General features: G+C 42.4%; 17 protein-coding genes. 11 read left to right on the top strand and 6 right to left on the bottom strand.

Translation table 11 applies throughout. The annotated features are described in order from the left end of the window. Positions 1-33: 33 nt before the first annotated feature. Positions 34-453 carry a MarR family winged helix-turn-helix transcriptional regulator gene (locus tag DC345_RS11795; protein ID WP_113053248.1) on the top strand — a complete coding sequence of 140 codons (420 nt, stop codon included), beginning with the start codon at positions 34-36 and terminating at the stop codon, positions 451-453. 81 nt (positions 454-534) lie between these two features. Here the strand turns inward: DC345_RS11795 and DC345_RS11790 are convergent, their stop codons facing one another. Continuing rightward, positions 535-1,032 (bottom strand): DinB family protein, encoded by a 498-nt coding sequence (locus DC345_RS11790; RefSeq protein WP_113053247.1) that lies wholly within the window; start codon positions 1,030-1,032, stop codon positions 535-537. 368 nt (positions 1,033-1,400) lie between these two features. On the opposite strand from DC345_RS11790, the gene DC345_RS11785 reads away from it, so the two are divergent. From DC345_RS11785 to DC345_RS11775, 3 genes are all read left to right on the top strand, one after another. Next, on the top strand, positions 1,401-4,460 hold the full coding sequence (locus DC345_RS11785) for an ATP-binding response regulator (RefSeq protein WP_258530627.1): 3,060 nt from the start codon (positions 1,401-1,403) through the stop codon (positions 4,458-4,460). Between the two features lie 2 nt (positions 4,461-4,462). Continuing rightward, positions 4,463-5,767, top strand: a complete 1,305-nt coding sequence (locus DC345_RS11780) for a sensor histidine kinase (RefSeq protein WP_113053245.1) — start codon at positions 4,463-4,465, stop codon at positions 5,765-5,767. Between the two features lie 78 nt (positions 5,768-5,845). Further along, on the top strand, positions 5,846-6,994 hold the full coding sequence (locus DC345_RS11775; RefSeq protein WP_113053244.1) for a response regulator: 1,149 nt from the start codon (positions 5,846-5,848) through the stop codon (positions 6,992-6,994). Positions 6,995-7,044: 50 nt separating this feature from the next. On the opposite strand, the gene DC345_RS11770 is transcribed toward DC345_RS11775, so the two are convergent. Further along, the gene (locus DC345_RS11770; RefSeq protein WP_113053243.1) at positions 7,045-7,803 is read right to left on the bottom strand and encodes an MBL fold metallo-hydrolase; all 759 of its coding nucleotides are present in this window, start codon (positions 7,801-7,803) and stop codon (positions 7,045-7,047) included. 180 nt (positions 7,804-7,983) lie between these two features. On the opposite strand from DC345_RS11770, the gene DC345_RS11765 reads away from it, so the two are divergent. From DC345_RS11765 to DC345_RS11750, 4 genes are read left to right on the top strand one after another with little or no spacing between them, the layout of a single operon-like run. Then, entirely contained in the window at positions 7,984-8,604 is a 621-nt protein-coding gene (locus tag DC345_RS11765; RefSeq protein WP_258530626.1) for a TetR/AcrR family transcriptional regulator, read from the top strand. A 24-nt stretch (positions 8,605-8,628) separates the two neighbouring features. Then, positions 8,629-8,997 carry a DUF4180 domain-containing protein gene (locus DC345_RS11760; RefSeq protein WP_113053242.1) on the top strand — a complete coding sequence of 123 codons (369 nt, stop codon included), beginning with the start codon at positions 8,629-8,631 and terminating at the stop codon, positions 8,995-8,997. 54 nt (positions 8,998-9,051) lie between these two features. Next, positions 9,052-9,534 carry an SRPBCC family protein gene (locus DC345_RS11755; RefSeq protein ID WP_113053241.1) on the top strand — a complete coding sequence of 161 codons (483 nt, stop codon included), beginning with the start codon at positions 9,052-9,054 and terminating at the stop codon, positions 9,532-9,534. A gap of 49 nt (positions 9,535-9,583) precedes the next feature. Continuing rightward, a complete protein-coding gene (locus tag DC345_RS11750) occupies positions 9,584-10,708 on the top strand; it encodes an SGNH/GDSL hydrolase family protein (RefSeq protein ID WP_113053240.1) in 1,125 nt (374 codons plus the stop codon). 584 nt (positions 10,709-11,292) lie between these two features. On the opposite strand, the gene DC345_RS11745 is transcribed toward DC345_RS11750, so the two are convergent. The 3 genes from DC345_RS11745 to DC345_RS31490 form a co-directional block, all read right to left on the bottom strand. Further along, positions 11,293-11,823, bottom strand: a complete 531-nt coding sequence (locus DC345_RS11745; RefSeq protein WP_113053239.1) for a DUF5412 family protein — start codon at positions 11,821-11,823, stop codon at positions 11,293-11,295. A gap of 151 nt (positions 11,824-11,974) precedes the next feature. Next, the gene (locus tag DC345_RS11740; protein WP_113053238.1) at positions 11,975-12,802 is read right to left on the bottom strand and encodes a polymorphic toxin type 44 domain-containing protein; all 828 of its coding nucleotides are present in this window, start codon (positions 12,800-12,802) and stop codon (positions 11,975-11,977) included. 399 nt (positions 12,803-13,201) lie between these two features. Then, positions 13,202-13,402, bottom strand: coding sequence for a hypothetical protein (locus DC345_RS31490; RefSeq protein WP_146752126.1), 201 nt, complete (start codon positions 13,400-13,402; stop codon positions 13,202-13,204). Positions 13,403-13,869: 467 nt separating this feature from the next. On the opposite strand from DC345_RS31490, the gene DC345_RS11735 reads away from it, so the two are divergent. Together DC345_RS11735 and DC345_RS11730 are read left to right on the top strand one after the other, a co-directional pair. Continuing rightward, a complete protein-coding gene (locus DC345_RS11735) occupies positions 13,870-14,502 on the top strand; it encodes a TIGR02391 family protein (protein ID WP_220095238.1) in 633 nt (210 codons plus the stop codon). A 213-nt stretch (positions 14,503-14,715) separates the two neighbouring features. After that, on the top strand, positions 14,716-15,105 hold the full coding sequence (locus tag DC345_RS11730) for a hypothetical protein (RefSeq protein WP_146752125.1): 390 nt from the start codon (positions 14,716-14,718) through the stop codon (positions 15,103-15,105). Between the two features lie 179 nt (positions 15,106-15,284). Here DC345_RS11730 and DC345_RS11725 read toward each other — a convergent pair whose 3' ends face one another. Continuing rightward, entirely contained in the window at positions 15,285-15,818 is a 534-nt protein-coding gene (locus DC345_RS11725; RefSeq protein WP_113053236.1) for a dihydrofolate reductase family protein, read from the bottom strand. A 68-nt stretch (positions 15,819-15,886) separates the two neighbouring features. Here DC345_RS11725 and DC345_RS11720 point away from each other — a divergent pair, with 68 nt between their 5' ends. Then, complete coding sequence (locus tag DC345_RS11720; RefSeq protein ID WP_309304327.1) at positions 15,887-16,792, top strand: helix-turn-helix transcriptional regulator; 906 nt, start codon at positions 15,887-15,889, stop codon at positions 16,790-16,792. Positions 16,793-16,901: the final 109 nt, after the last annotated feature.

Raw genomic sequence — 16,901 nt, 5'->3', positions numbered from 1 at the left:
AGGGCTGTTGTTTTATTTTTCGAGGAGGATCACATGGAAGAACAGAACATTTTTGAGCTCATACACAACATGGACAATTTCACCAATAAATTGATTATACAGTGGAACAAATCGTTTAATGAGGACCTCGGCGTCTCTCATGTGCTTGTACTCAGTCATCTTAATCAAAATGGAAAAAGTCGACCTTCGGATATTGCCAAACTACTGGGCCTGACCCCGCCAACGCTCAGCTATTTAGCTGATAAGCTGGTTGCCAAGAAATTAGCCCTCAGGATGGTAGATGAAGCTGACCGCCGCATTATATATTTGAACATTACCGATAAAGGGATCGAAGTCCTCGAAAGAGCAATATTGGAGGGGCAGAAGCTGCGTAAAAATTTATTCCAGAAACTGACCCAAGAGGATCGAGCACAATTAGTTAATATTTTTGAGAAGATGAATCGGGATGATTGAAGAATAGCCTGAACCTTTGAAATAAAGGAAGCAGGCTATTTTTTTGTGAAGGTACAAACTATACAGTGAAAATTTCGTTCATTAGGCCGGGAATCCGCCTCCTGGTGGCGGCCATGCACCGTAGAAGCGACGCAGCAGCACAATCTCGCCCAGATGGTACGAGTTATGAGATGCGATGTTGCGCAGAAGTCCGGCTTTGGTTTCGCCTGGGAAATACGGCAGTGGGTCATCCAACTGAACCGTTTCGGCAATCGTTACCGCTCGATCCACCCCATTCAGGAATGCCTGGATATCCGCCTCCCACGCAGCTTCATCCTGAGGGCCCGTCTCTTCTGGCCAGCTCTCCATCACATTCGCTGGAAGCTGCGGCTTTCTTCCTTCCAAATGCTCCAACATGAATTGTTGCCAGTAATGCATATGTTTCACCAATTGATAGATACTGTATGGCATATGTTCATGTTTGCGACTAGCTAGTTCTACGCTAATATCCGGTAGAGCGCGTGCGATACGAATATGTCCGCGTTCTCCGATTAGTGATTTGACCAGGGCTTGTCCGAATAGCTGATTGGTATCTGACATGCGGAATCATCCTCTCTACGTTCATCTGGTTGAGTTAATGGATATATAATTAATAGTATACAATTAAATTTTATAAAATTAAAATAAAAGGAGAAATCGATACCTGTTAAAAGCAGTCGATGACTGTAAAATGTCCTCAGAACCCTAATTTCCCCTATGATATAATGCTGTTATATATAGAATTGGACTATGATCTTTGGTGTCTAGAAGCAGTATAGGCTTATATGTGCCAGAATGGAGAGAGACTCAAGTAACCGGAGAGTCAGAACATAAATATGCAATCTTTACATAACTCTTTACAACATAAACCCAGCTCACGTTACAAACACATTGCCATCCTTCTTATTTTTTTGGGTGTCTTATTGACAATGCGATGGGCCTGGTCAGTCATTTTTTACGTTTCCAATGACCATATGGCTGTACAAGGCGTTCTCGACCTGCGTGGAGTGGACCTGGATAACTCTCCCGCGATGTTTGCCAATGGAGAATGGGATTTCTATCCCGGAGAGCTATTAACGTACAGGGACATTAAGGAAAGGGAGGAACAAGCGGGTACTATCGTTATTCCTGGTTCATGGCGGGATTCCCTCCATCAAGAAGAAGGAAGTTCATTCGGATATGGGACGTATCGACTTCGTATTTTGACTGATCCGCTCCAGACACCAGTCGAGTTCTGGTTCAAGGGTATTCAGAGTTCATCCGAGATTGAACTTAACGGAGAAACGATTGGTGGGGCAGGACAGGTAGCGACGAATGAGGAAGATTATACGCCGGATAGAACTTCATACATTTCCACCTATGAACAGGCTGGAGCTACGTCAATGGATTTGATCATTCGTGTGGCCAACTATGATCACCCCTATAAAGGTGGAGTCATTAAACCTGTGCGTTTTGGTTCTGAGGATGCAGTGGAGTTTGTACGTGGACATTCTATCGCCTTTCAGTTGGCTATTTTTCTTATTCTCATTTTTCATACCGTTTACGCTGCTATTCTTTATGCACTACATCCTCAGGAAAAGGCTCTGTTTGTTGCTGCGGTGTTAACCCTGTCAGTAGCTATCACGATTATGGTTGGTCATGATAATATGCTGCTGCAATGGCTTCCCATTAATTTTACCTGGAGTATCAAAATAAGGGTCATCTCTATATTGTGGCAAAATGTGTGCATTCTCTTATTATTCCAAAGGTTATCAGCGGTCAACCTGCGTAAATCATGGTTCCGCTTTTACTTGATTGTAACGATCATCTATAGTTTTATCTTGGCCGTTTTGCCTGTGAGGACAGTGTATACCATCATTCACTACAATCTAGTTAATGCACTTATGCTGGCATCCATTGTGTGGTTCGGGTATCTCGTGATTCAGATGATGATCCGAAGTCAGAAGGACCATGACCTAATATTTCTTCTGCTTACCGCTGCAGGCATCCTGTCCAACGTTCTATGGAGTGCCTTTGAGAGCAATCAGAGCAGCAGTACTGTATATTATCCGATTGATCTTGTACTGGCGATTATTGGCTTCTCTTCTTATTGGTTCAAGAAGTATTTCCGGAATGCCAGGGAAATCATTGATTTGTACATAGAGTTAAAGAAGGCAGACAAAATTAAAGACCAGTTTCTTGCCAATACTTCACATGAGCTTCAAACACCGCTGCACGGCATTATGAGTATTGCACAAAATCTGGTCACCCAACAGAAGGATCGATTCGATCAGCGCAGTCTGAAGGATATGGAATTATTGATTACCATCAGCCGGCGGATGTCTAATCTGCTGGGGGACCTGCTTGATGTGGTTCGTTTGAAAGAACAGCGCATTGTGCTCAGTCAGGAGCGGCTGTCCATTCAGTCTGTTGTACCTGGCGTTATCTCGATGTTGCAATTCATGACAGAGCGCAAACCCGTCAGCCTCAGGATGGAGATACCAGAGTCATTTCCTTTAATATGGGCAGATGAGAAGAGACTTGTTCAAATTTTGTATAATCTGCTACATAACGCGATGAAGTATACAGAGGCAGGAACTGTCACTGTGCATGCAGAAATTCACGGCGGCCGTGCGTTTGTACATATTGCTGATACAGGGGGCGGCATGGATGAGGCAACCTGTTCACGAATATTCCTTCCTTACGAGCAAGGGGCTGACGGAATCAATGATGGACAGGGAATTGGTCTTGGATTGAGCATCTGCAAGCAGCTTGTGGAATTACATGGTGGAGTACTGACAGTTCAGTCTGAACCAGGGGAAGGTTCCGTGTTCAGCTTTGATGTGCCAATAGCAAAGGGGGTTAGCGTCTCGCACCCGCAGCTTGTTCGGACAGAGCAAGAGGCAGATCATTCAAATCACGACACCATGGATCAATGGATCATTCATGCTTCGGATGAACAGTTGGAAGTGGCTACCGGATTGGAGCATCTGCCATTTTCACAGGAGACTACAGCTTCCATTCTGGTGGTTGATGATGATCCGGTTAATTTGGATGTCCTCACAAGTATGCTATCCACGGAAGCCTATACCATTGTTACTGCCCACTCGGGACAGGAGGCCATGGAGCTATTAGGAACACGACAATGGGATCTGCTTATCGCGGATGTAATGATGCCTCAGATGTCAGGGTATGAGCTAACAGAGAAGATCAGGGAACTATTTTCAATGTCAGAATTACCTGTGTTACTGTTGACCGCACGGAGCCAGCAGCCTGATATCTATACGGGATTTGCTTCAGGAGCCAATGATTATGTAACGAAGCCTGTAGATGCACTTGAATTAAAATATCGAATCCGGGCACTGATCACATTAAATCGTTCCATTAAGGAACGAGTGCGCATAGAAGCTGCTTACTTACAAGCTCAAATCCAGCCGCATTTCCTGTTCAATACACTCAACTCCCTAATGGTATTAAGTGATATCGATACCGAACATATGAGAAAGTTAGGAGAAGCCTTCTCATCCTATCTGCGAATCAGCTTCAATTATCTGAATACCGGTGAATTGGTGAAGTTGTCCCACGAGTTGGAACTGGTACAAGCTTATCTGTTTATTGAACAGACACGCTTTGAAGATCGGTTGACGATTGAATGGAATGTGGAGCCGAATCTGCAATTGACCCTACCTCCGCTATCTATTCAGCCATTGATCGAGAATGCCGTTAGACACGGACTGTTAAATAAGAAAAAAGGCGGTACGGTGTATCTGACTATTACTCAACAAGAAAGGTATACCCGTATTGAAGTAAGGGATAATGGCATAGGTATGGCGCCGGATAAGGTTGCCCGGTTGCAAGATGCCAGGCTGAATGGAACTGGCGGAATCGGAATTGCCAATACCCATCGCAGGTTAACCCAATTGTACGGCGGTAAGGGATTGGTGATTGTAAGCAAGCTGGGTGAAGGGACGGTTGTATCGTTTGATATTCCGATGGTAGGTGGATTATGATCATGCGTAATTGGGTTCGAAACGAAAATGTGCAAATGCTTGCTGTTGCTCTTGCTACAGCAGTGGGAGCACTTTTTAAAATAAATCCATTTCGGGAGGATTACTTCCGGATTGGTTTGGGTGTTAGTATACTTTTATTTTTGCTGATGATCATGCCACATCTGTCTTATGTGAAGACGGGAATATTGGCAGGGATTGCGAACTTCATTTTTCAATCGGCTGATTTACTGAATCATGTGAATTCGATCTCGATCATCGAAAGCATGCAGGATAATCTGGGCGCGGGAATGTATTACGTCGTGTTCACCTACGGCCTCAGCAAGTTCAAGGACAGATTCCACGAAATACCGCCTCTCCTGCTGGGTGGATTAATTACTTGTATTGATTTTTCATCTAATCTCGTGGAGCTTTTCATTCGCGGTGTCTTGAGTGGGACGAATATCTTTTATATGAAAGAATGGCTTTATCTGCTGGTGCTCGGTGGTTTGCGCAGCTATTTTATCATCGGATTGTATAACAGCTTTGCGGTGAGGCAGATGCGATTGCTGCATGCGGAGCAAGAGAAGCGGATGGAGCAGATGCTAAGTGTGAACTCAGGTCTGTACGGTGAAGTCTTTTATCTGAAAAAAGCCATGAATACTATTGAAGGCATTGCCGTAGACAGTTACAACCTTTATCGGGATCTCAGAGAGCAGGACTTGAACCAATATAGCCAGCGGACGCTCGGTATTGCCCAACAGATTCATGAGGTCAAAAAGGATTCCCAACGTATCCTGGCAGGTCTGTTGAAATTGTATGATAGCGAAAAATCAGTGAATATGAGTCTTTCCGAGGTACTGAACTTTGCGACCAAAGGAAACCGGAAATATAGTGAAATGCTGAACAAAAAGATTGAGATCCATATTGAGCAGCACTATGATTGCGACTCCCCTTACTACATTCCTCTCTTGACGGTGATGAACAATCTGATTGCTAATGCCGTGGAAGCCATTGAGAATGAAGGAACGATCCGGATTCGAGTTTTGCAGCAGGATGGAAATGTGCATTTTGAAGTCATCGATTCTGGAAAAGGGGTACCAGAGGCGAAGCGAGACGTAATTTTCGAGCCAGGGTATACGACCAAGTTCAATGAAGTGGGCATAGCAGCAACCGGAATCGGCCTGTCCCATGTACGTGATATCGTTCAGTCCCTGGAAGGAAGAATCAGGGTGGAATCGACTTCGCAAGGCGATAGGGGCTCCGCATTTGTCGTATCCATTCCCAAAGCGAATTTAATTAAGGATGCCCATGGTCAAACTCATATGTAGGCCATGGGTTTTTAAGTATACTGCTGTGATATAATGATGATTAAAATTTGATGACAGCGGGTCGAGGAGGAAGCTCCTGTGAAAGTCATATTGGTTGACGATGAGCGATTGGCACTGATTGGGCTTAGAAAATCGATAGAACGTGAATTAGACGGTGTGGAAGTGGTTGCTACATATTCCGATTCGACAGAGGTGATGACAGGCGTACTTCTTCATCGGCCTGATGTTGTGTTTCTGGATATCCATATGCCGGAAATCGACGGGTTGGATCTGGGTCGGCAGATTCAGGCGGCTGCGCCGGGTGTCGAAATTATTTTTGTGACCAGTTATGACCAATATGCTGTACGTGCTTTTGAGCTGTATGCGTTGGATTATATCATGAAGCCGATCCAACAAGGGCGTCTGCGTCAAACCTTATTACGGGTAAATGAAAAATTAAAATTAAAGCGTGTTAATATAACACGTGATATCAAGTTGCCGTTAATTTGCTGTTTTAATCAGATTCGGTTCAAGCTTCCGGGTATGGACGCACAGACTGTCAAATGGCGTACCAGCAAAGCACAGGAATTGTTCGCCTATTTACTGCATCATCGCAATCAGATGGTCTACCGAAGCACGCTGCTGGAACTTCTCTGGCCAGAATTTGAAGAATCCAAGGTGCAGCATCAGTTGTATACGACAATCTATCACGTGCGTCGCACGCTAAAAGCTCATCACATGGATATGATTACGATTCGGAGCGGAGACCTAGAAGCCGGTTACAGGCTTGAAACAGGGGATGCGCAACTGGATACTGAACTGTGGGAAAGCGAGATGCGCCAGTGGAAGGTTGTCGATGACAGTACAGCCGAGGCTTTCGAGCGGGTGTTAAGGATGTACGAAGGCACGTATCTCGGGAATTACGAGTATGTCTGGGCTGAACATGAACGGGAAAGACTGCGTTACTTATGGTTGTATCATATGAGACAGCTATCTGATTTCTACGAGCAGCGGGGAATGCAAAGGAAGGCCATTGAAGTTGCTGAAAGCATTCAGAACATGCTCCCCCACGAAGAAGAAAGCTACTTTGCATTGATGAGGCTTTATGATTCCATGAATGAGGTTCTTGGTGTAGAAGAACAATATCGTCTTCTAACGAGCAGAATGGAGCAGAACCTCGATATGCCGGTTAGTGAAAATATCAAGGAATGGTACCATCGCTGGAAATCCGGTATTCCTATTACGTAAAAGGCGTCATGCATTAGAGTTTCATTTTCTCGGCACATGCCCGATGGCACTTAAAAGCAGATCCTTTCACCATCCGCCGGGATGACAACAGAATTCAGCAGATGTTGCAGTCCCATGTAATGCAACATATCCACCCGGGATGAAGTACAATGTCGAATGGCATCCATATGTACAGCGACAACTTTGGTGGAAGGTGAAATCTTCAAGATTGTACCGATATCCTCGGGTACCATGGTAATGACGGAACCAAATAACAGTTGAGCGTTTGGTGCATTGACGATGCATATCCGGGGTTTGTGCTGATGGAACACTTGCTTAATCTGATCTGTAAGGACACAATCACCCACAATATACAATGATCCGTCGTCAGGTGTGTTCAAGATGAACCCGCATACGGGGCCAAGCAGTTTTGCGATTTTTCCTTTTGCGTGCTGACCACGAATTCTTGTAAAATCTATACCCTCCCAGTGTCTGAACTGCTCGATCGGGAATACATTCTCGAACCCCCACGATATAATGCGTTGTTGATCCTCCGGCTGGCAAAGTACAGGTATCTTTTTGCTCAGTATCTTTTTTGCCGTTTTGTCAAAGTGGTCGACATGCAAATGTGTAACGAGTATCGCATCAATGTGATCGAAGGTTTCCAGTCGCACAGGTAGTGGGACCGTAGGGTTTCTACGAATATGACGTGTGAAGGGGATAGGCGGAAGTTCTCCTGCATCACTTAACATTGGATCGAGCAGAATCGTTTTTCCTTGTATGGTGATGAGGGAGGTAGCGTGGCGGATATGTTGAATGGTTAGGGTCATGGCGAATACTCTCCTTAGATGGAACGTGTATTTACAAAATAATACCGACCGGTCTGTTTTAAAATAACATAAACCATACTGCTCATGCAATATCCTTGAAATTCCATTTTCATGACATCAAACCTGTGAATACGTGCTTGTATTAAGCCATAGGCGTATGATATTTTAAGACCAATCGGTATGAATGGAATAGGGGGGAGCATTCTGCGCAAAGGCCAAATCACCAAAGAACATATCATTCGTGAGTCGGCAGCACTTTTCAACACCAAGGGATACACCGGTGCCTCCCTGTCTGAAATTATAGAACGTTGTGGCGTTCGAAAGGGCGGAATTTATAATCATTTTGAAACTAAAGATGAGATAGCACTGGCTGCTTTTGATTACTCGGTATCACAGATGCTGCAATTCCATTCACAGGCTCTTGAAGGTGTAACAAATTCCAAAGACAAACTACTCGCCATATGCGGTGTTTATATTGATATGATGGAAAACAATACGCTGGAAGGAGGATGCCCCCTACTAAATACTGCGGTGGAAAGTGATGATGCACATCCTTTGCTGAAAGAAAGGGCACAGCATGCCATGACCAATCTGCTGAATGAGCTGACACAGGTCCTAGTTCAGGGTGTGGAGCAAAAGGAATTCAGAGCAGATATTGCACTGGAGGAAGTAAGCAGCAACATCATCGCCATTATCGAGGGGGGCGTTATGCTGAGTAAGCTGTATGATGATAGCAAGTATATTCGGCATGCTGTGCAACATATCACCCGATTTATGGATGACCGAATATTAATTCAATAATTTAATGAGGAAAAGGTGAGTGAAATGAATATAACTATTGATCAACAGGGCAGCTCCAAGGTTGCCATCATCGAAAGTAATGACATCGTTATCAACAATGCACAGGATGCACTGGATTTGATGGCCTCCGTGAAATACACGGATGACGCGCATAAAATCCTGATTGATAAATCCAACCTTACCGAAGACTTCTTCGAACTGAAGACGAAACTTGCGGGTGACATTTTGCAGAAATACGTGAATTATCAGGTGAAGCTTGCCATAGTCGGGGATTTTGACGGATACAACAGCAAAAGCCTCAGGGACTTCATCTATGAGTGCAACCATGGCAAGCATGTTTTCTTTTTGAAAACGAAAGAGGAAGCGCTTCAGGCATTGCATAATATCGGTTAATTTTGCCCATAACCACATTCTTTAGCCCATTGATCGTAATATAGGAGGTACGCTATGATTGCAGATTTGAAGCGAGCACCGAATGGCACAACAGCCTGTTTCGAACGTCATTGGAAGCACGCTGCGGAGGATGTATGGTCCTTTTTGACGGAAAACGAAAAGCTTGCAGAATGGTTCTCCGAACTCGAAGTAACGGACCTTCGGGAAGGTGGAAGCATCAAGTTTAATATGCCGGATGGTACCTTCAAGGAACTCGACATTATCGAGCTTATCCCTGGCTCTGTTCTAGAATACACTTGGGCTGAAGACCGGGTCCGATTTGAGCTGTATCCAGAGCCGAATGGGTGTCGTCTGCTGCTGATCGAAACCATTCATCATATGACAAGCCATACACCTAAAGATCTAGCGGGATGGCATGTCTGCCTGAACGTCATTGAGGCATTGCTGGATGGCCGTACATTGGAATCGCGTGAAGCAGAATGGAAAATCTGGTACGAGAAGTACCAGAAGCATGTGGATTATTTTCTCAAAATCTAGTTCGATGAGATTGCCCCTTTGGGGCAATAATCATGCGGGAGGAAACATCGTGGGAGTTAATGAGAGATTACAATCGTATGCGTTGTCTGATGTCAGCAATCTCAAAGTACATGGCAGAACAACAGGACAGCTTGCGCCCTTAACCCTGTTTTGGACCGGAAGTGCGGTTGAACTTAATTTAAAAGGCTCTGAGTTGTGGGTGGAGATCGAGTCCGATTATGACTTGTATGAACCTTGGATTAGCGTTCTGATTAACGGTGTCCCGGTGAGCAGACAGATGTTAACCGCGGGAAGGTATTGGATCTGCGTATTCCGAGGCATGAACGAGAATGTGGTGAAAAATGTACGTATCGTCAAAGATGTACAGGCCATGAGTGGAGATCCGGGTGGTTCCCTGCAAATTCATGCGTTGAAATCGGATGGTGTCTTCGTACCTGTAGAGGAGAGACCGTACAAAATTGAATTTATCGGCGACAGTATTACATCAGGAGAAGGCGCGATCGGTGCTAAAGCGGAAGAAGATTGGATTCCGATGTGGTTCAGTGCCATACATAATTATACGGCTATGACAGCAGAAGCACTGAATGCAGAATACCGCGTCATCTCGCAGAGCGGTTGGGGTGTGCTGACGAGTTGGGATAACAATCCGAATGGGAACATCCCTGCTTATTACGAGCAAATCTGTGGATTGGTGACCGGAGATAAGAACGAAGCACTTGGTGCAGGGGACAAGCATGATTTCAATTCCTGGCAGCCAGATGTAGTGGTGGTTAATCTGGGAAGCAATGATGGAGGAGCCTTTCAAACCCCGGAGTGGCAGGACCCCGTTACCGGAAAGATTTATAAGCAACGCCTGAACGAAGATGGGACTTATCATGAAGAGGATCTGGCTGCTTTTGAGAATGCCGCGACCCGATTCCTAATTCAACTTCGTAAAAACAACCCAGAAGCACATCTCGTATGGGCATACGGCATGCTTGGATTCCCAATGATGCCAGCGATCTATCGTGCTGTGCACACTTATACGAAACAGGCTGGAGATACGAAAGTCTCGGTGATACAGCTTCCCAATACGACCGAGGAGACGGTAGGCGCCAGAAGTCATCCGGGTGAGTTATCTCATCGAAGGACTGCTGATGCGTTAGCGGAATATCTAAGGGGAATTATAAAATAAAAACGAATTCAGTCAGGGGAGCATTTCTATAGGACGGGTATGGGGTGTATTTTAGGGGTAAAAGAAATCACCGCTCAGAATATTATCTTTAAGGTCGATTCGACTCAGGAGGTTCAAAGTATTTACAAGAGCGATACATCTTTCCATTAAATTGGTGGAACAGCTTTATGTCATCTCAAAATTAAAAACGTGTGTTTTTTGGAAGATATTCAGTCAGTATAGTGATCGGCAGACTTTTCATTGGTTGGGTGAGTCCAATGTGCTACTGCATAAATCCCCGTTCCTTTCTACAGATTTTAGAGGATATAACGTGGGTAGAAGATTTAGGTGTTTGCTGCCTCTAAACTCATCCCAGTAGATAGCTGCAGCATCTACGACATTCATGGAATGCTAGGAATATAATATCAGACAAATGGTTAAGCTGGAGGATTGCCACGTTCCGGTACAAACAGAATTTATGATATAACAGTGACGACAAAACAACGAGAGGATGGGATACTTTCTAGCCTCTCGTTGTTATAGGTTAATTGACCCAAGGCAAGAACTGCTCTTTGCATGCTGGAGAGTTTCAAAGATACCGGCCTTTATTGCACAATCGAAGACTCCCCTTGCATCAAATTCACTTTGTGATCATTAATTAAAACCGTGTGGTTATTATCCCATTTCAAGTCTATTTGATCTACCTTATGCTGGGAGTATATTAATTTTTTAAACCAGAGCGGCCCCTCTAATTCACCAATAACCCCGTATGAGCCCATTGCCCCTGCGTCGGTTTTATAAAAATTTATCGTATACTGCTTATCTGGCGATTGTGTAGTTGTAAGTAACTCCTTTGATCCTGAAAACATAGTTGTAAATGACACAACAACAATCATAATTAAAATTAAAATTGTGGAAAGAACTGTTGAAATCCAACTTCTCAACTTCACAGACTTGTTGAACTTATCTTTGAAACCTAGTATAGCTAGGGTTAGCGCAACTATAGAAAAAAGTAGAATTACATAGTTCGGTGGAATGACTAGCCACTTATTATTCATATTAGAATATGCTGAGTAAAACGTAATAATGTACAAAAAAAGAATAAAAAACAATGAAATCCAGCTCATTTTTTTCATCAAAATAAATCACCTCTTCCCTCAAATAATTTTTGGAATTATTGGATACATTCAGGTTTTTATGCATATATAAAGAAATGATTCCTAATATTATAGGAATCATTTCTTTATATTATAGAATTCAGTTGAATAATATGTCCATTACTATTTGTTATCTTGTGGCGTCGTTAAATCCATCTTGAATGGCTGCTCTATCATTCATATCTTCTGGGGACCAGATATTACCGTTAGCATACTGACCGCCATAAAATAAAATTGTCAGTGGGAATAGAAATTGGCCAGTGAATCCATAATTGTAATTTCCGATATATTCAGTAGTTACGTATCTACGGCCTGTGTGTGTATCGGCATACCATTGTTTACTTGCCCCGCCCCAACCTGGTTGAGTTTTGTAATCCCATGGACCACGAGCTTGTACCTTTCCTTTAAACCATAATGCAGAGGACATGATGGCAGTTTGAAGGGGTTGTCCTGTGATAGCGGAAGAGTAATAAACATTCCAGTAGTAAGTCGACAATTCAGCTCTATTTGCATTGACCATCCCTTTAAGGTCCAGAATTTCGGCGAATGGCTTAATTTCATTAGAACTCAGTTGACCAGTTTCTTCACTTGATAGTTTCTGTATTTTTTCTTCAGAAACTATTTGGGGATCATTATTATCATCAATATATGCATATCCACCTTCAATTAAAAGGTTTGTTGATTCGAGTCCTTTTAGATAGTCTTGGTATGCGTTCTCATTTGTAACTTCAAGCTTATCTTTATTGATCTTTATTTCGTTGATATCTATTGCGCCATTTACAACCTTCACTAATTCAAGACTCTTGGCTTTTTCATGTAATTGTTGAACTTCAGATACATCAATTACTTCAGAGTCTGCAGCATGAGCAGACGTATTGAAAATAATGAATAACCCCATTGCGAGTATTGTTCCCAGCATATACTTTAAAGACTTGTGGTTTAGAAAATTGATATTCATTTAGTCTAACTCCCTTCAAATTTTATAAAAATTAGACAGAAACTCTTATCCTCCCCTCTGAATTTTAAGCTAAGACTACAACAGCTACTATTGTTTAGCTCCGTAAAGGAGTAGACAATCAATTTTAACCATAAATAATTTCAATGATGCACCAAATAATTGTGTTAGACGAAGTTAAATCATATGTATTAACGATTTAGAACTATTGTATGTTCGACAATACTAAATGTATAAAACAAAACCATATATACTATTATATTACAGCTATATGTAAAAGAATGTCAAGTATACCGGCGAGAAATGTACTATTAAGGAGAATTCATATAGAAGTTGAGAGGAGTTCCCTGCAAACAAAAAGAGGCTGAAGAAATCTCCAGCCTCTTTATTTGTGGTGTATATTTAAAAATTAAACACTAACTGATCTTGAATAATAGCTTTACTATTTTTCATCTTTATCCGTACAGGTGTTGTTTTGTATTGGATGATATCTATCTTTAATGTTTTCTCTGCTTTAGAAACGGAAATCCCTTGAATATGATCCATACCTATAGAATTCTTTTCTTCCACTTTTCTCGGTATTTCTGGTTCAAAATTAGTCACGCCACATAATCGTTTGGTCTCTGCTGTTAAGATTTTGAAGGTTTCATTAATAGCTGCAGGATAATCTTCTTCGGAAACAACGTTCAGTTTTTCATCAATATCTTTCTCAGCTGCACTTTTCCAAGTCTCCGTAAGTTCCGCTGCAGATAGATTGTTCGCTAAATCCCGTGTTAGTCCGGATTCATTATCAGTTGCGAATTTTGCGATCTTATCCGAACGTTCAATTCTACCTTCTACTAATAAAGCAACTATTTTTTATTGAATTACCTTTTATATTATCGGTTTATAAACGTTAATTTTCAAGGCAAAGTGATTTATTGAACTATCCCGCAGCTTGAAGATTTTCTTAGATGCATACACCATTTAACCTACCAGAAGATCCTGAAGGAAAATGCTTATATATGCTCGAATACGTTGTATTTAGGTATAATTTGTAATCTTGAGCAGAGAAAGAAGGGGAATATGTAATGAATTACAGGCTAATTGCAATCAAGATAGGGAGTGTGTTTACCTCGAGTTCAACAGGTAAAGAGATAGACAGAATAGGGAATGGAGTTTTTGGTTTTGAAAGAGATAGTTTTCCTATGGAATCAATTACATCGAGCAGAGCTAAATTAATTTATGACTGGATTATGACTCTCGCAAAAGTAAGTATGGATAATGAATCTAGAGATAAAATGTTAATCAAATTTTGCAAGGAATTAGCTACTACTGAAGAAACAGAAAAGGAAGTAGTCAAGATTTTGTCGGAAAACGGTCTCTCATATAATTTAGTCAACAAGGATGAAATACAAACATTCTATAATAGAGATTTTCATCCTGAAGTAGTAAAGCACTGCAAGGAGTTTTTTATACAGGCTAACTATTTTCATGCTGTTTTTGAAGCAACTAAAGCTTACAACTATGCAATAAAAGATAAGTCTAAGAGTCAAAGAGACGGGTCTAATCTGATGATGGATGTTTTAGATGCTAAAAACGGAGTTTTAAAGATCACAAAATGTTCGACAGAATCGGAAGTTAATACTCAAAACGGTATTAAATTTCTATCTTCAGGACTCATGCAGGCTATTAGAAATCCAACAGCTCACGAGCTAAAATAACATGGCCAGTGAGTAAGCAGGATTGTTTAGATATTCTAAGCTTTGTATCTTATTTATTCAGGCAATTGGATAAAGCAGTATATGTAAATATGACGCCAGAAATTTAGATCTTAACTTTAATATCATAATGAAGCAGGTGAAACTTTGAAGATAAAGTACATTTTTGTACTATGTAATTTAATTGGTTTTCTAGTTTATATGATGATCAAATATATGATTTACGAGGGCTATGCTATCACTGTCCCCTTTACTTTTGCAGCTATATCCTCTTCTCTTCTCTGTGTAATCCTATTAATTCAAAGTGAATTACGAGCTATAGATAATGATTATCTACAAAAAGTTACGAATTATAGGCCTCAGACTATAGATGAACTAATTGAAGAAAAAGAAACATGGGGTTGGGAGAAATATAGGATTGATAACTATATAGCTGCTTTAAAGGCAAATGGTGATATACGAGCTGGGCTATACTATGATTCCCCACCTACAAAAAATGAATTAGGTAGCACGCAAATCATTGGGATTTTAGGAATAACTATATATCTTGCATTTGTGCCTATATGTGTGTTAGCGGCATTGGATCGCCTCCTTTATATTTTTTAATCTATATCTGTAACTACATCAATGAAGAAAGTGCAGATATTTTCGAGAAACAGTAGTCATTAACCGAACATACAAAAAGAAGGCAGCCAATGGAAGATCCAGACCTTTCTTGAATTAGAGAGACCTGGATCTTCTTTAGTACACACCTTATACAACGGGTGGAGATGTTTATACTACGGTTACTTCCCTTGTACCTGATAGCGGATCGAAATGATCTGCCCAAGTGTCTGCGTATGAATCATTTTGAAATGGGTTGGTATCGTCCCTGTTGGGAATAGGGGAATTCCTTCGCCAAGGATTTTCGGAATAATGGTAATCTCAACCTCATCGAGCAGTTGTTGTTCCAGAACGGCTTGCACCAGCTGGCCTCCGCCAACAATCCAAATGTCACCACTGAAGTCTTGCTTCAATCGAGGAATCAGGTTCTCCACAGCCTCGTCCGTAAATTGTACGTGTGGCGCAGGGGCTTGTTTGGAACGGGAAAGTACATACGTCGGGCGATCCGCATAGGGGAAATCCTCTGACAGCTTGAGCACCTCTTCATACGTAAGACGTCCCATAACTACCGATCCAATCGTTGAATAGAACTCGCCATACCCGTTATCGCCGCCATCGCCTTCCACATCGAACAGCCAATCCACCGAACCATCGGGTCTTGCAATGTACCCATCCAGACTCATTGCAATGTAGAGCACAACTTTATTGGTAGACATATTAATCGCTCCCTTCTGATATGTATGATACACTCCAACTATGACAAATGTTGACGTAGTTAGGTGGGGTGAATTTGAATAATCGAAAACTCGCATTAATGCGGCTCATGGATTCGAGAAAGAAATTTACGGCTCGTGAATTGGCGGAGCGTTTTCAGGTGTCGATCCGGACGATCCAGCGAGATCTGAATGATCTGCAGGAGCTGGGCTTTCCTTTATATACGGAGGTTGGAGTGAACGGGGGTTATCGAGTGCTTCCTAATCGGATTTTGCCACCTCTTCAACTCACACAGCATGAGGCGTTGGGTTTGTTTATGATGATTGAATATTTGGAGAACGTCCCGGATTTTCCGTATGGATCGATACGTGAGCATCTCGCCGAGGAATATTATTCAACTTTACCTCAGGATGTACAGGATCTGATTACACGGATGAGGCAGCACATTACGTTCCTTCAACATCATGCTGTACAGGTCGAGGCTTTAACAACAGAGATACTAGGTGCGGCAGTAGAACAAAGAGAGATTGAATTTATATATCATTCCCGACAGGGAGATAAAAAAGTACAGGCTTTCCCCATAGGCATCTATTACGATCGCGGGTATTGGTATATGCCGGCCCGGAGGAAGGATCGGGTGCTGTTGTATCGAGTGGATCGCATGCAGGAGCTGGTTATGCGGGATACCATCGACGAGTCGGTTCCTAGTTTGCAAGAGTGGCAGAATTATAAGGAAAACAGAGAAGGCGTGGAAGTCGTACTGCAATTTACAGATTTTGGGGCGAGACTGGCAGGATCAGATGTACTGTTCAAATCGGTTGAAGGGAATGAATGGCGAGGACTGGTTCCGCCTGAGGAATTTCCCTTTACAGCGCGGAAGCTGCTCTCCTACGGACCAGATGTGAAGGTGATTAAGCCGCAGGAGCTGCAACAACAAGTGAGAGAGATGCTGGAACGAAGTCTGAACCAGTATTGAATGTTGTAAAAGGATATTGTGTTCTTATATGGAACATATAAGAGTACCATGAAAGTAACTAATATAGAATTCACCGAATGGGGGGCTACCATGATTCAATTCATAAGAA

The sequence above is a fragment of the Paenibacillus taichungensis genome (assembly GCF_003287275.1).
GTDB lineage: Bacteria > Bacillota > Bacilli > Paenibacillales > Paenibacillaceae > Paenibacillus > Paenibacillus taichungensis_A.
Note: the sequence above shows the minus strand (reverse complement) of the source record. Positions and strands in the feature narration are given on the sequence as shown.

What these genes read in the sequence shown, in the direction of transcription:
- DC345_RS11795 (WP_113053248.1), top strand. Translation starts at nt 34, where the DNA reads ATGGAAGAACAGAACATTTTTGAGCTCATACACAACATGGACAATTTC.
- DC345_RS11735 (WP_220095238.1), top strand. Translation starts at nt 13,870, where the DNA reads ATGAATTACAGGCTAATTGCAATCAAGATAGGGAGTGTGTTTACCTCG.
- DC345_RS11790 (WP_113053247.1), bottom strand. Translation starts at nt 1,032, where the DNA reads ATGTCAGATACCAATCAGCTATTCGGACAAGCCCTGGTCAAATCACTA.
- DC345_RS11725 (WP_113053236.1), bottom strand. Translation starts at nt 15,818, where the DNA reads ATGTCTACCAATAAAGTTGTGCTCTACATTGCAATGAGTCTGGATGGG.
- DC345_RS11760 (WP_113053242.1), top strand. Translation starts at nt 8,629, where the DNA reads ATGAATATAACTATTGATCAACAGGGCAGCTCCAAGGTTGCCATCATC.
- DC345_RS11765 (WP_258530626.1), top strand. Translation starts at nt 7,984, where the DNA reads ATGAATGGAATAGGGGGGAGCATTCTGCGCAAAGGCCAAATCACCAAA.
- DC345_RS11740 (WP_113053238.1), bottom strand. Translation starts at nt 12,802, where the DNA reads ATGAATATCAATTTTCTAAACCACAAGTCTTTAAAGTATATGCTGGGA.
- DC345_RS11745 (WP_113053239.1), bottom strand. Translation starts at nt 11,823, where the DNA reads ATGAAAAAAATGAGCTGGATTTCATTGTTTTTTATTCTTTTTTTGTAC.
- DC345_RS11755 (WP_113053241.1), top strand. Translation starts at nt 9,052, where the DNA reads ATGATTGCAGATTTGAAGCGAGCACCGAATGGCACAACAGCCTGTTTC.
- DC345_RS11730 (WP_146752125.1), top strand. Translation starts at nt 14,716, where the DNA reads ATGATTTACGAGGGCTATGCTATCACTGTCCCCTTTACTTTTGCAGCT.
- DC345_RS11770 (WP_113053243.1), bottom strand. Translation starts at nt 7,803, where the DNA reads ATGACCCTAACCATTCAACATATCCGCCACGCTACCTCCCTCATCACC.
- DC345_RS11785 (WP_258530627.1), top strand. Translation starts at nt 1,401, where the DNA reads ATGCGATGGGCCTGGTCAGTCATTTTTTACGTTTCCAATGACCATATG.
- DC345_RS11780 (WP_113053245.1), top strand. Translation starts at nt 4,463, where the DNA reads ATGCGTAATTGGGTTCGAAACGAAAATGTGCAAATGCTTGCTGTTGCT.